We start from the raw sequence: 13,864 nt of genomic DNA, 5'->3' as shown, positions 1-13,864 counted from the left end.
GTTGACTGGATCGCACCGATCAAGGAGCAGCTGATGAGCAACCGGGACGACGACCGCACGCAGGAGTTCCGCCGGGACGAGTTCATCGGGCGTGACACGTCCGGCGACACCGCGGCCTTCGACCGCGAGGGAACCTCGCAGCTCGGGCGAGACGAGGCCGGGCCGCGCCGGGGTGGGACGGCCCGCCGCTACACCCCGCCCGGACAACGCGCTGCCGGGGCCTCCGGGCCGACCGCTCGCGATGACGACTGGAACGACCGGCTGGACGGTCCGGGCAAGGACGAGCATGACCGACGCGCCGGCCGGGATACCGACGGCGACCTCGACCGCGATGGGGATCTCGGTCGCGGCCGTGACCTCGACCGGGACCGTGACCGTGACCTCGATGGTGAGCCGAGCGGGAGCCCGGCATACGGCAGGGCTGAGGGGAGCGCGACCCCGGCATACGGCAAGGACCGGGAGAGCTACCCCGCGCCGCGTGATGTGGAGAAGCGGTACAACCCGTTCCCGCCGGCGCTGGCCGCTGGGGTGGTTGCGGGCGCGTCGATGGCGGTCGCCGCCTGGCTGGTGCAGGCTCGGCAGGTGCCGCGTGGGATCGGTCGGTTGCTCACCGATGTGCTCTCTGCGGGTTGGCCGGGCGATGCTGCCCTGAACGTCGGTGGCAATTTCGTGCCCGCTACCGGTGTGGCTGCCGGTGCGTATGGCGTGCTGGTCTTCGTGCTCGTGCTGTTGGCGGCGATCTCGGCCGGGCGTGCTGGCGCACGTGGGCTGCTCTTCCTGGCGGGTTGGGGTGCGAGCGTGCCCGCGGCGGTGGTCGCCAAGGCCGCCGGCCTGGCCGTGGCGGCCGAGCGCACCCCGAATATCGACATGATCGAGCGTGCGGTCATGACGGGTGGTTTCTGGGTGGTCGGGACCGGTTGGCTGGTGGGTCTGGCGGCGGCGCTGGTGCGGTTCGGTCGCCGCCGACTGAGCTGAGGACACGAGCGCAGCGAGGCCCGGAGGCGAGGGCAGAGGCGGCGGGAAGGATGCGCCGCCGACTGAGCTGAGGACACGAGCGCAGCGAGGCCCGGAGGCGAGGGCAGAGGCGGCGGGAAGGATGCGCCGCCGACTGAGCCCGCGGACACGAGCGCAGCGAGGCCCGGAGGCGAGGGCAGAGGCGGCGGGAAGGATGCGCCGCCGACTGAGCCCGCGGACACGAGCGCAGCGAGGCCCGGAGGCGAGGGCAGAGGCGGCGAGAAGGGCGCGCAGCCGCCGACTGCCTAAGCCCTGATCATCCGGACGCCTCGGTGAGTTGTTCGACCTCGGCGAGTTCGGTGGCGATGTCGTCGAGGAAGGCGGCGATCTGTTCGTAACCGCCGACCGGGCCGCCAGCGAGCAGCCCGTCCCGGCCGAGCAGCACCGCGCTCGGATAACCCAGCGGGAAGGTGCGGGCAAGCATCCGCTCGGGGTCGAACATCCAGGTGATCGACGCGCCCAGGTCGGGCAGTTGCTCGGGCGCGGCCTCCGACGACGGCACGGCGACGACCCGCAGGATCGGGTGCTGCGGTGCCCAGGCCGGCAGCAGGTTCATGGTGCGCACGCAGGGCCCGCAGCCGATGCTCAGCAGGACGAGCAGCGTCGGTTGCTCCGCGGCGAGCTCGGACAGCGTGAACATCGCGCCGTCGGTGCTGCGCAGGCTGCCGTAGGGGATCGGCTGGCGCTGGTAGTCGAGTTCGTCGCCTTCCGTGAAGGCGTCACCTGCCGTATGCCGCCCGTCGGCGCGGCCAGCCGTATGCCGACCGCCGTCGCGGCCCGAGCCGACCGTCACCACGGCGGTCACCACCACCGCGACGAGGACCCCGGCGAGCCAGCCCCATGCCGTGCCGTCGAAATCGCGCAACCGGCCGACGACGCTGTGGCCGGCCAGGGCGTCAATCACGGCGATGGCTGCCAGCAGCACGAGCAGACCGTTGCGCACCAGGGTGCGGCCGGTGATCTCGCCGGTGCCGAGCCGGCCGAAGCACGAGCACTCCACGGGTTCGGGGAACCGTAGCGCCCGGGCGACCACCACGGCATACGCGAGGAAAAGCAGCAGGGTCGCGACGGCGACCGCGGCATACAGCGGGGCGGGGGTGAGGAGCAGCAGGGCGGCGAGCACGAGTTCGGCATACGGCAGCAGCAGTGGGGCGCGCAACCGCCGGAGCACGGCGGGCAACCGCAGGCTGACGAATGCGTCCTCGGCGGTGCGGGTGTCGCGGGCCTTGAGCAGCCCGCTCGCCACCAGCACGAGCGCGAGCAGCACCGCGGGGACGACGAGGGCGGGCGAGTTCACGACCGGAGTCTAAAACGCCGGGCCGGTGTGCACGGCGGCGTTGGCGCCGAGCGCAGCGCCGGATGGGCCAGGATGGGGCGATGCTGACCAGGTGGGGTCCGGTCGATATCCACGAGCTCTTCGTCGGGCTCGGCGTCGGCGTGGCGGCCGGAGTGTTCGTGGTGGAGGCCCGGCGGCGGGGCCGCAGCGGCGACGCGCGACTGCTGTACATCGTGGCCGCCGCGCTGGTCGGTGGTGCGATCTTCATGCGGATGGGCACCTGGCTGCAGCATCTCGATCTCAGCCGCAACGCCTCGCCGGTGCAGCAGTGGCTCTACGGCAACCGGTCGATCCTGGGCGGTCTGGTTGGTGCCTGGTTGGGCGTGCATGTCGGCAAGAAGCTCACTGGTTACCGCCTGCGCACCGGCGACCTGTTCGCTCCGGCCGTCGCCGCAGGAATGGTGGTGGGCCGGATCGGCTGTTTGCTCACCGAGAAGCCCGGAACTGCCTGGGTCGGTTGTCCTGCCGGGTGCATCACGCTGTCACCGAGCCAGGCAGCGCGCACGGGCGCACCGGCCGGCATACCGCTGCATCCATCCTTCGCCTATGAGATCGCCTTTCACGCCGTCTGCTTCGGGTTGATGTGGATGTGGTTGCGGCACAAGGACTTTCGCGCCGGGACGCTATTCGTCTGGTACATGGCGGCGTATGGCGTCTTCCGCTTCTTCGTCGAATTCGTGAGGGGCAACGAAGTGGTCTGGGCAGATATGACGCGGCCGCAGCTGTTCTTGGTGGTGACCGTGCCGCTCCTGCTCGCGCGGATCGCCTGGCGGGCTCGCCACGGAGGGTTCAGGGAGCCGGCCGCGGTCGGAGGACGACTGAGTGAGGTGCGGGCATGACGACCACCGATGCGAGGGCAGGTGCTGGCCGGGCGACGGTCGGGGCGGGAATGCCGTTGCGGGGCGACCGGATTCATCGTTATGTCGATGCTTATTGTCCGCTGTGCCACGAGGCGGAGCCGGAGCGTCCGCTCAGTCAGGTGCACCGGCTGGCTGCTCGGCTGATGGTGCGCGACGACCGGGTGTGGCTCGAACGCGGTTGTGCCACACACGGATTGGTGCGCACGCTGTACGACGAGTCGCCGGAGATCCTGCGCTATCTGGAGCAGTGGACGGCTCCGACCAAGCTGCACGTCCCGGACGCGGAGGGCAACTTCGACCCGCTGCCGTCGGCATACCTGCGCGGGTTGCCGGAGATGCAGACCCAGCACACCTGCATTCTGCTGGAGGACCTGCTCGAGCACTGCAACCTCAAGTGCCCGACCTGTTTTGCGGAGTCGGCGCCGGCGCGGGCGTCCGTGGTCTCCGTCGCCGATGTGCTGGCGTCGGTGGACACCCGGTTGTCGCGGGAGAACGGGCGCATCGATGTGCTCATGCTGTCAGGTGGGGAGCCGACCCTGCACCCGCAGTTGGCGCAGCTGCTCGACGAGCTGGTGAAGCGCCCGATCGTGCGAATCCTCATCAATACCAACGGTCTTCTCGTCGCGCAGTCGGATGAACTGCTCGCGACCTTGGCTCGCCATCGGGAGCGGGTCGAGGTCTATTTGCAGTATGACGGCCCGAGCGCGGCCGCCTCGGTACACCACCGCGGAGCCGACCTGCGGCGGTTCAAGGAGGCGGCGATCATGCGGTTGTCCGAGGCGGGGGTCTTCACCACGCTCACGATGACCGCCCAGCTCGGGGTCAACGACCACGAGATCGGCGCGGTCGTCGAGCGAGCCCTGGCGACGCCATACATCGGGGGAGTGACGATCCAACCTGTCTTCGGCTCGGGGCGCGCGAGCGGCATCGACCCGATGGACCGGCTCACCCACACGGGAGTCCTCGCTCGGCTGGGGCCGCAGACCTCCGGGCGGGTGACCTGGTCAGACCTCACGGCGCTGCCGTGCTCGCACCCGCACTGTTGCTCGGTGGGTTACCTGCTGCGCGACGATTCGGGCGTATGGCGTTCGCTCACCTCGCTGCTCGGTCACGACCGGATGCTCGAACTACTCGACCTGGCACCCGACTTGGTCGCGAATCGCATTGCGGATCAACAGCTTCCCGCGGAATTGAGAAAGGTCGTGAAGTCCTCGATCCTCGACCTGTTGTCGGAACAGTCGTCGTTGTCCCACCCGTCGATGGCGCGGGTGTGGGGCGATATCTGCGCGGCGTGTGATCTGGGCGTGGGCACCCTCGCGACCCTGGCGTCGGGAAAGCTGCCGGGCGGCGCCGCGCGGTTGCGGGCGCTGCTCGGCGAACGTGTGGTGCGGGTGACGGTCAAACCGTTCATGGACATCAACACGATGATCGAAGAGCGGTTGACCCAGTGTTGTGTGCACGTGGCAACGGTCGGAGAGGGCGGCGCGCATCAGTGTGCGCCGTTTTGCGCCGTGCAGGCGTGGCGTCCGCTCAGCGATCAGCGCATCTCGACCGCGATCGGGAAGGACCTGCGATGAGCGATCCTCGGCAAGTGGTGCCCGAGCGTCTACAGGTTGAGGACCCGCGCGGCGGTGATCCGTTGCGGTTGTGCGTCTTTGCCACGGTTTGCCTGCTCGGCTGGCTGCTCGGGCCGCTCGCTGTGCTGGTGTTCGCCGGGCTCGGATTCTCCGGTTATCTGCGGGCGCGGCGGGCCGGATTGCTGAGGTCGCGTTGTCTGCTGGGGGACACGCGCGTCGTGCTGGTTTACCTTGGGGTGTTGACGGTGCTGGCCGTGCTGGGTTTTGCCTGGCGCGTGACGCAGGGAGGGTGGGGGCTGTGACGAATCCTCCTGAGCGCGAACGCGATCCGCGCGAGGACGAGCCTTATGCGCCGCCGCGAAGCGGTGCGCCGCAGGGGTGGTCGGGCAATCCATCTCACGGCGGTTCAGGGCAGGGCGGATCAGGACTGGGTGCTCCGGTGCCCCCGCGCAGCGGTCCGCCGCAGGGCGGCCCAGGACAGGGGCCACCGGGATGGCGCGGCCCGGGACAGTTTGGCCCGATGCCGCCACCTAGCGGGCCGATGCGACCTCCGCCGAAACCGCCGAAACCGCCGAAAAGCGGATGGGAAATCGCTCTCCAGGTTTTTGCCTACTTGCTGATCGCTGGAGCTGTCGGTTTTGTCATACTCGCCGGGATCTGCGTGGCCGTCATCAGCTCGTCCAGCGGTTAGTCGTAGGTATCCGCTGTCAAGGGGCAGAGTGAGTCGACGGGCGAGTCCCGCGTCGAAACCGCCCTGACCCCATCGCCGGTTGAGTAAGCGAGCGAGGAACGAGCGAGCGCATCGAAACCGCCCTGACCTCAACGCCGGTTGAGTAAGCGAGCGAGGAACGAGCGAGCGCATCGAAACCGCCCTGACCTCAACGCCGGTCGAGCGCATCGAAACCGCCCTGACCTCAACGCCGGTTGAGTAAGCGAGCGAGGAACGAGCGAGCGCATCGAAACCGCCCTGACCTCGACGCCGGTTGAGCAAGGGGCGAGCTTGCGAGTCCCGCGTCGAATCCATTGGTGGACCCCGGGTGTTGTCGGTGGTGGCTGGCATACTCGACCGCACCGGGTATGCCCGCGCCAGGTGGCTCGAAAACTGTTGTGCCACAACGAAAAAACTGTCCACAACGTCTTTCATCCGCACACCTGTTCGGGTAAACTGTGGGGTATGCCGATCACCGCACCGACCCTCCCGGGCAGCACCGATGGTGCTGCCCGGGAGGCGGTGAGTGTGCAGGCGGCTGGTGGGATCGGAGCTGAGTCCACTGGTGCGCGGGAGTTCATCGAGTCGGTGCTTTTCGAAGACGGGCTGCCGGCGGCGATGGAGGTGGCGACCGACCCCGAGGTTGCCGGGATGCGCGGGTTCGACCTGGTTGAGGTGCAGTTGGCCGCGATCAGCGTGCTGACCCGTAACGTGTTCGACCGGTTGAGTGAAGCTAACCCGTTCGCCCCGGGTGCCCCGGACCGGTTTTTCGCTGACACTGAGGTGCCGACCGACCCGCGGGCGGGGGTGCCGGACGCGTTCGCTGCGATGCCGGAGTCATTGCTGGTGTCGGCTGGGGTGTTGAGTCCGCAGCAGGCGGCTGAGGTGGAGCGGTCCAACCGGTTGCGTCAGCGGTATCTGGCGACGGTGGCGGCGGCGCATGCGGTGGCTCAGCAAGCCTTGGCGGTGCGGGCGCGGGCGGTGGCCCGGTTTGCCCGGTTTGATCAGGCTGACCCGGCGGATCATTCCGCGGCGGGGGTGCTGGGGCCCACGGTGGAACACCCGGTGGGGTATCAGGCAGCGTTGGCGCACGAAGAAGTCGGTCCCGCCCTCGGGCTGGGCGACTATGAGGCTGGTGGCTTGATCGAGGATGCTGCGCTGGTTACCGCCCGGTTGCCGCGGGTGTTGGAGCAGGTCGGTGCCGGTGAGGTGAATTGGGCGACCGCGACCACCCTGGGGCGGGAGGTTGCTGATGCGCGCCCGGAGACCTGTGAGCAGGTGGAGGATCTGATCTTGCAGCGGGGGGTGCAGTATCGGGCGCGTAGTGTGGCCCGCCGTTCGGCGCGCACGTTGGTGGAGCGGTTGGAGGCTTCGGCGGCGCGGCGGACGAAGAAGCGCACGCAGGCGCAGCAGACCGGGGTGTGGTTGGACCCGCACTCGGTGCCGGGGTTGGCGTTGTTGACCGCGGCGATGCCGACCGGGCAAGCAGCGGCGTTGAGGGACGCGGTCGAAGCGCGTGCTGCTGCGCGGAGGCTGGAGTACGCGAGCACCCCCGGTGGTGACCCGTACACCTTGGGGGAGCACCGGGCTGCGGCGTTGTTCGAACTCGCGATGCATAACGTGTCCCTGACCGTGCACGTGGACGTGCTCAAACCCCAGGCGGCGTGCAACACCTACACCCCCGACACCAACGCCACCGAGGATGCCGCGGACATCACGACCGACACCGACACCGCCACCGCCAATGCCGCGGACGTCACGGCCGACACCGCCACCGACGCCGACGCTGACGCTGACGCTGACGAGGGTGACGGCGCGGCGGAGACCGCGGGCAGCGAAACGGCTAGCACCGCTGCTGCGGGTGACCAGCGTCCTGGCACGGCCACGGCCAACGAACCCGCTGAAGTCGACGAGGTCGACGAGGTCGACGAGGTCGACGAGGTTGCTTCGCCTGGTGGTGTTGGCCCGGAGGAGGTGGTGCAGCATCCGACGGCGGGGCCGATCACCGGGAGTGATCTGGCTGAGTTGATCGGGCACCCGGCGTTCACGGCGTCGAAGGTGACCACGGATCACCGGGGGTTCGACCCGGTGGATTACCGCCTGGACGATCAGGCGATCAGTAAGTCGTATCGGCCGCCGGAGTCGATGCGGGAGCGGGTGAAACGCCGCGATCAGCGGTGCCGGTTCCCTGGGTGTACGCGTGGGGCGAGGTTTGCCGACCTGGACCATGTGGTCGCCTGGCCGGACGGTCCGACGGCGGACTGGAACCTGCAATGTTTGTGTCGGCGGCATCACCGCACCAAACAATCCGGGTGGTCGGTGACGATGACCCCGGGAGGCCGGTGCACCTGGACCAGCCCGGCCGGTCGGGTGTACGTGACCTGGCCGGGGTTGCTGGAAACCTACTGGGACACCACCGAACCCAGCACCGACACCAGTGACCCGGACGCCATCGACCCGGACACCAGCTGACGACCCCTGCGCTGGTTGAGCGCCGTGCTGAGGGAGCGCAGCGAGTCGAAGGGCAAGCGAGCGAGGAACGGGCGAGCGCAACGAAACCAGCTGTGGCGCAACGGGTTTCGATGCGGGCTCGGCTAGCGCTTCGCCCTTACTCAACCAGCGTTGCTGTTTCGACGCGCGTCATCGCTGCGCTCCTCCGCTTGCTCAACCAGCGTTGCTCTTTCGACATGGGTTCCGACATGCACTTCTTCGTCGCGCTACTCAGGACGGCGCTCAACTAACGGAGCGGGCGGGAGGTAGGCGGCGCCCCGTAGGGATGCTCCGGCGGGCGCTGGGCGGCGGCGCCGCACGCGCCGAAGGCGCCGCTCCCGTTGGGGCGCATCCCGAAGGCTCCCGCCACCCAGCCCCACCGTGAGGTCTCGCTAGGGAAAGGTGATTTCGGCCCAGACCCGGCGAGCGCATCGAAACCAGCTGTGGCGCAACGGGTTTCGATGCGGGCTCGGCTGGCGCCTCGCCCTTACTCAACCAGCGTTGCTGGTTCGACGCGCGCTCCTTCGTCGCGCTACTCAGGACGGCGCTCAACTAACGGAGCGGGCGGGAGGTAGGCGGCGCCCCGTAGGGATGCTCCGGCGGGCGCTGGGCGGCGGCGCCGCAAGCGCCGAAGGCGCCGCTCCCGGTGGGGCGCATCCCGAAGGGGCGCTGCCGCCTCCCGCCACCCAGCCCCACCGTTGAGGTCTCGCTAGGGAAAGTGATTTCGGCCCAGACCTGGCGAGCGCATCGAAAATGCCTGGGCTGCAACGGGTTTCGATGCGGGCTCGGCTGGCGCCTCGCCCTTGCTCAACCGACGAGAAGAGGTCGGTGCTGGCGTCAGGGCGTGAAGGTCACCAGGCTGGGGCCGCGGGTCTGCTGGGCCTGGCGGGCGCCAGCTTCGACCTCGCGCATCACCCGCAGCAGGTTGCCGCCGGCGACCTTGACCAGGTCCTCGTCGCTCCACCCGAGGTCGGCCAAGGCAGCGAACAACCGCGGATACCCCGAAACGTCCTCGAGCCCCTCGGGCAACACGTCGACACCGTCGTAGTCACCACCGACACCGATGTGGTCGATGCCCGCGACCTCGCGAATGTGCTCGAAATGCTTGACGACATCGGCCAGGGTCGCGGTGGGCACCGGAACCTTCGCCATACGCTCTGCCGCGAACGCGGAGAAGGCGACATGATCCTTGGGATCGACCCCCGCAGCGGGCGCAGCCGCCCACGCCTCGGCGCGCCAGTCGGCGACCGCCTGCGACACGAAGGCCGGCACGAAGGTCACCATGATGACCCCGTTGTTGTCGCGCAAGCTCTCGAGCACGTCGTCCGGGGCATTGCGGGGGCTGTCGCACACGGCCCGCGCGCTGGAGTGGGAGAAGATCACCGGCACCTCGGTGACCGCGAGGGCGTCGCGCATGGTGTCGGCCGAGACATGCGACAGGTCGACCATCATGCCGATCCGGTTCATCTCACGCACGACCTCGCGGCCGAAGTCGGTGAGGCCGCCGTGGGCGGGTTCATCGGTGGCCGAGTCGGCCCACGGGTTGTTGTCGTTGTGCGTCAACGTCATATAGCGCACGCCCAGCACATAGAGCAGCCGCAGAGTGCCGAGCGAGCAGTCGATCGACTGCCCACCCTCCGCGCCGAGCAGCGAGGCGATCCGACCGCTGCGGAACACCTGCTCGACCTCGTCCGCGGTGCGGGCGAGCCCGAGGTCCCCGGCATACCGGCCGATCAGGTGATGCACCGCGTCGATCTGTTCGAGCGTCGCGGTGACCGCGGCGCTGCCCGGCAGATTGGAGGGCACGAAGACCGACCAAAACTGCGCGCCCACACCTCCCGAACGCAGCCGCGCCAGATCGGTGTGGGTCCGCCCGGTGAGGTCGGTTGCGATGTCGACCTGATCCCAGTCATATCTCGCCAGATCACGCGCCGCCCACGGCAAGTCGTTGTGCCCGTCGATGAGGGGGTGAGCAGCGAGCAGGTCACGCACGTGCGCGAGGCGATCGGTCGACATACGCCACATCACATCACGTGGTCGGGGCACCCACCGTCACTCACTACAGTGGGGCCATGACCTCCGAGCGCAGCGTGGCCGTCGTCACGCTCGGATGCGCACGCAACGAGGTCGACTCCGAAGAGCTCGCCGGCCGGTTGCAGGCCGAGGGCTGGACCCTGGTCGAGGACGCCGCGAGCGCCGATGTCGCGGTCGTCAACACCTGTGGCTTCGTCGAGCAGGCCAAGAAGGACTCCATCGACGCGCTGCTTGAGGCGAACGACCTCAAGGGGCACGCGCGCACCCAGGCCGTTGTCGCGGTGGGCTGCCTCGCCGAGCGTTACGGCAACAAGCTCGCCGCCGAACTTCCCGAGGCCGACGCGGTGCTCGGATTCGATTCGTATGCCGACATGTCGGCTCACCTGAGCGCGATCCTCGCCGGGCATGCCCCGCCGGCGCACACGCCCGGAGACCGGCGCAAGCTGCTGCCCGTGTCGCCGGTGGCGCGCCAGGGCGCCGCGGTGGCCACCCCTGGCCACGGCGACAGTGCTGAGCCCGCGGACGTGCGGGTGGAGTCGCCGATGGCCGGGCAGCGGGTGATCCGGGCGCGCCTGGACGGCCGCCCCTGGGCACCGCTGAAGATCGCCTCCGGGTGCGACCGGCGGTGCGCGTTCTGCGCGATCCCGTCCTTCCGCGGCGCCTTCGTCTCCCGCCGTCCGGCCGACGTGCTCGCCGAGGCGCGTTGGCTGGGGGAACACGACGTCCGCGAGATCTTCCTCGTGAGCGAGAACAGCACGTCATACGGCAAGGACCTCGGCGACCTGCGGCTGCTCGACACGATGCTGCCCGAGCTCACCGCGGTCGACGGCATCGAGCGCGTGCGGGTGTCCTACCTGCAGCCGGCCGAGATCCGCCCCGACCTGCTCGACGTGATGACCTCGACCCCAGGTGTCGTGCCCTATTTCGACATCTCCTTCCAGCACGCGAGCGCGTCGCTACTACGCCGGATGCGCCGGTTCGGATCGCCCGAAGCGTTCCTCGCCTTGCTCGAGCAGGTGCGCGCACGCTCGCCATACGCCGGAATCCGGTCCAATGTGATCGTCGGCTTCCCGGGCGAGACCGAGGAGGACGTGCAGACGCTCGCGGACTTCCTCATCGAGGCGCGGCTGGATGTCGTGGGCGTCTTCGGCTATTCCGACGAGGACGGCACCGAAGCCGAGACCTACGACGCGAAGCTGCCCGAGGCGGAGGTCGAGGCCCGCGCCGACCACCTGCGCGCCCTCGTGGAGGAACTCACCAACCAGCGCGCGCTCGAACGCGTCGGCGAACGCGTCGAGGTGCTCGTCGAGTCGGTGGACCCGGCGGACGAGGACGGTTTCGCCGTGCGCGGACGTGCCGCCCAACAAGGGCCCGATGTCGACGGCGAAACCCTGTTCGACTGGCCCGACGACGAGCCGCTGCCCGCCGTGGGCGACCTCGTGGAGGCGACCGTCGTCGACACGCTCGGCATCGACTGGGTGGCGGTTCGGTGACCGAGCGCCGACCGCTGCGGAACCCCGATGGGTCCCCGCGGTTGCCGGAACTCGTGCCCGACCCGGCGACCGTGCCGAGCCAGAACGTCAGCAACTGGAATATCGCCAACGCGCTGACCATGGTGCGGATCGCGCTCGTGCCGGTCTTCGGCTGGCTGCTGCTCGCTCGCGGCGGTCAGGACCACGGCCTGCGGATCGGCGCGTTCGCGGTCTTCACGCTCGCCTCGCTCACCGACCGCATCGACGGTGAACTCGCCCGGTCGCGCGGGCTGGTCACCGATTTCGGCAAAATGATGGACCCGATCGCCGACAAAGCCCTCATGGGTATGGCGCTCATCGGGCTCTGCCTGATCGACCGGCTGCCGTGGTGGGTCACCATCGTGATCCTGGTGCGCGAGATCGGCATCACCTTGCTGCGCCTGTCGATCCTGCGGCACGGCGTGCTGCCGGCCTCGCGCGGCGGCAAGGTCAAGACCTTCCTGCAGGCGGTCGCGGTCGGGCTGTTCGTGCTGCCGCTGGTCGGCTGGCCCAATGTCGTGGCCTGGGTGATCCTGCTCCTCGCCGTGGTCGTCACCGTGCTGACCGGCGTCGACTATGTCTTCCGTGCGCTGCGGTTGCGTCGGGGCGAGCGGGTATGACGTCGGCTGCTGACGCGATCGCTGCGTTGACCGCGTCCGGTCGCACCGTCGGCACGGCCGAGTCGCTGACCGGTGGATTGGTGGCGGCCGCGCTGACCTCGGTGCCGGGGTCCTCGGCGGTCGTGCGCGGTGGCGTGGTGAGCTACGCAACCGAGGTGAAGGCGACCGTGCTCGGTGTCGATGCTGGGCTGCTGGCCGACGGTGGGCCGGTGCAGGCGGACGTTGCCGAACAGATGGCCCGCGGTGCCCGCCGGGTGCTCGGCGCCGACCTGGGCGTGGCAACGACCGGTGTCGCCGGGCCCGAACCCCAGGGCGGCGCGCCAGTGGGGCGCGTGTTCGTCGCGGTGGCGTGGAGCGACGGGTCAGAGGTGCGCGAGCTCACGCTCGACGGAGACCGGGCGGCGATCCGGGCAGCGACGGTGCACGCAGCGCTGGAATTGCTCATCACGCACGCAGGCTGAGGCCCGCTCGCGCAGCGATAGGTGCCCGCTCGCTCAGGCGGCGGAGACCACCGGCACGCGGCGGTCGGCCGGCAGCGGAAGCGGCACCGGTGCGGTCAGCTGCTCCGCGGCGGCGACGCGCTCGGAGACGAGCGAGAGGGTCATCGACAGCGGAACGTCGAGCGCGCGGCATACGGCGGACAGCAACTCCGAGGAGGCTTCCTTCTCACCGCGCTCGATCTCGCTGAGATAGCCCAGCGAGAGCTTGGCCTCGGCGGCCACCTCGCGCAGGGTGCGCCCCTGCTGCACGCGCTCGGCACGCAGGACATCGCCCAACTCCTGGCGGAACAGGATCATGTCGCCTCCTCGAGAAGAACGTCCGGTGCGAACCCGTGCGCCTTCACGATAACTCGCCGCACCGACAGGGCGCCGGTGGGTTTCGTGCACCGGGCGGGTCGCGACGCGTGCGCGGCGGGAGCGGGGCGCTCATCGCGTGCTCGTCGGCGACGGCCCGGGCTGGCAGCGCGGGCAGTAATAGAGACTGCGTTCCTGGGGCGGCGTGCCGATCCGGCCCGCGGCGATGCGGCCCTCGCACCGCTCGCACAGGTGCCGCCGGTAGACCGCCAACGGCGGCGGAGCGGTATGCCGGATCGCCTCGCTCAGCAGCCGGTGCGCGTGCCCCAGCAACTCGGCCAGTGCAGCATCATCGATCGCGCCCACCGGGATCCATGGACCCAGACCGGCGGCGAAGCAGGCCTCGGCGGTCCACATCGTGCCCAGCCCGGCGAGATTGCGCTGGTCGAGCAGGGCATCGCCGAGCAGACGGTCGGGAGCGGCGCGCAGGTGGTCGCCCGCTAGGGCGGCGTCCCAGTCGGCACCAAGCAGGTCCGGTCCGACGTGACCGACCAACCGGTGCTCCTCGGCCGTGGGCACGACGTCCAGCATGCCGAGCAGCCGCCCGATCGCGGCCGTCCGCTGCGTCGCGACGATGGCGCGGATGTCGTGCGCGGCCGCCACCCGGGGCGTCACCGACGCGGTCGGGCGGGTGCGCCACGAGCCGTCCATCCGCAGGTGCGAATGGATCGTCACGCCGCCCTCGACGCGATGCAGGATGTGCTTCCCCCGCGGCACGACCTCCAGCGTGGTCCGGCCGCGCAGTTCGACCTCGGGCAGGTGGGGCCACCGCAGGTCGACCCCGACGAGTTCCGCACCGGCGAGGGCACCGTGCAACCGGCGCGCGGCCCGCCAGACGGCGTCGCCCTCAGGCACAGCC

The 13,864-nt window shown here is 69.7% G+C and carries 12 protein-coding genes; 8 read left to right on the top strand and 4 right to left on the bottom strand.

All coding sequences use genetic code 11. The annotated features are described in order from the left end of the window. Positions 1–33 precede the first annotated feature (33 nt). Complete coding sequence (locus G9U51_RS10080; protein ID WP_166196567.1) at positions 34–975, top strand: hypothetical protein; 942 nt, start codon at positions 34–36, stop codon at positions 973–975. Between the two features lie 295 nt (positions 976–1,270). Here the strand turns inward: G9U51_RS10080 and G9U51_RS10075 are convergent, their stop codons facing one another. Beyond that, on the bottom strand, positions 1,271–2,311 hold the full coding sequence (locus G9U51_RS10075; RefSeq protein WP_166196565.1) for a TlpA family protein disulfide reductase: 1,041 nt from the start codon (positions 2,309–2,311) through the stop codon (positions 1,271–1,273). 80 nt (positions 2,312–2,391) lie between these two features. Here G9U51_RS10075 and G9U51_RS10070 point away from each other — a divergent pair, with 80 nt between their 5' ends. The 4 genes from G9U51_RS10070 to G9U51_RS10055 all read left to right on the top strand — a co-directional run bounded on the left by G9U51_RS10070 (position 2,392) and on the right by G9U51_RS10055 (position 7,968). Further along, complete coding sequence (locus G9U51_RS10070) at positions 2,392–3,189, top strand: prolipoprotein diacylglyceryl transferase (RefSeq protein ID WP_166196563.1); 798 nt, start codon at positions 2,392–2,394, stop codon at positions 3,187–3,189. Beyond that, positions 3,186–4,787 (top strand): radical SAM protein, encoded by a 1,602-nt coding sequence (locus G9U51_RS10065; RefSeq protein ID WP_235945882.1) that lies wholly within the window; start codon positions 3,186–3,188, stop codon positions 4,785–4,787. Before G9U51_RS10070 ends, G9U51_RS10065 begins: the two co-directional genes overlap by 4 nt. Beyond that, the gene (locus tag G9U51_RS10060; RefSeq protein WP_166196561.1) at positions 4,784–5,089 is read left to right on the top strand and encodes a hypothetical protein; all 306 of its coding nucleotides are present in this window, start codon (positions 4,784–4,786) and stop codon (positions 5,087–5,089) included. The genes G9U51_RS10065 and G9U51_RS10060 overlap by 4 nt, the downstream gene beginning before the upstream one ends. A gap of 872 nt (positions 5,090–5,961) precedes the next feature. Then, entirely contained in the window at positions 5,962–7,968 is a 2,007-nt protein-coding gene (locus tag G9U51_RS10055) for an HNH endonuclease signature motif containing protein (protein ID WP_166196559.1), read from the top strand. An 855-nt stretch (positions 7,969–8,823) separates the two neighbouring features. Here G9U51_RS10055 and G9U51_RS10050 read toward each other — a convergent pair. Further along, positions 8,824–10,002 carry a dipeptidase gene (locus G9U51_RS10050; protein ID WP_166196557.1) on the bottom strand — a complete coding sequence of 393 codons (1,179 nt, stop codon included), beginning with the start codon at positions 10,000–10,002 and terminating at the stop codon, positions 8,824–8,826. A gap of 56 nt (positions 10,003–10,058) precedes the next feature. On the opposite strand from G9U51_RS10050, the gene rimO reads away from it, so the two are divergent. Genes rimO through G9U51_RS10035 form a run of 3 tightly spaced genes read left to right on the top strand, consistent with a single transcriptional unit; the run spans position 10,059 to position 12,612 of the window. Beyond that, a complete protein-coding gene (gene rimO, locus G9U51_RS10045) occupies positions 10,059–11,513 on the top strand; it encodes a 30S ribosomal protein S12 methylthiotransferase RimO (RefSeq protein WP_166196555.1) in 1,455 nt (484 codons plus the stop codon). After that, on the top strand, positions 11,510–12,151 hold the full coding sequence (gene pgsA / locus G9U51_RS10040) for a CDP-diacylglycerol--glycerol-3-phosphate 3-phosphatidyltransferase (RefSeq protein WP_407941435.1): 642 nt from the start codon (positions 11,510–11,512) through the stop codon (positions 12,149–12,151). Before rimO ends, pgsA begins: the two co-directional genes overlap by 4 nt. Continuing rightward, positions 12,148–12,612 carry a CinA family protein gene (locus G9U51_RS10035; protein ID WP_166196553.1) on the top strand — a complete coding sequence of 155 codons (465 nt, stop codon included), beginning with the start codon at positions 12,148–12,150 and terminating at the stop codon, positions 12,610–12,612. The genes pgsA and G9U51_RS10035 overlap by 4 nt, the downstream gene beginning before the upstream one ends. A gap of 33 nt (positions 12,613–12,645) precedes the next feature. On the opposite strand, the gene G9U51_RS10030 is transcribed toward G9U51_RS10035, so the two are convergent. Together G9U51_RS10030 and G9U51_RS10025 are read right to left on the bottom strand one after the other, a co-directional pair. Beyond that, entirely contained in the window at positions 12,646–12,948 is a 303-nt protein-coding gene (locus G9U51_RS10030) for a helix-turn-helix domain-containing protein (protein ID WP_166196551.1), read from the bottom strand. A 129-nt stretch (positions 12,949–13,077) separates the two neighbouring features. Beyond that, positions 13,078–13,860: a DNA-formamidopyrimidine glycosylase family protein gene (locus tag G9U51_RS10025; RefSeq protein WP_166196549.1), complete on the bottom strand. Its 783-nt coding sequence runs from the start codon at positions 13,858–13,860 to the stop codon at positions 13,078–13,080. Positions 13,861–13,864: the final 4 nt, after the last annotated feature.

The sequence above is a fragment of the Metallococcus carri genome (assembly GCF_011440275.1).
Classification (GTDB): Bacteria; Actinomycetota; Actinomycetes; order Actinomycetales; family Dermatophilaceae; genus Metallococcus; species Metallococcus carri.
The sequence above is the reverse complement of the archived record's forward strand: the minus strand, read 5'-3'. Positions and strand labels throughout refer to the sequence as shown.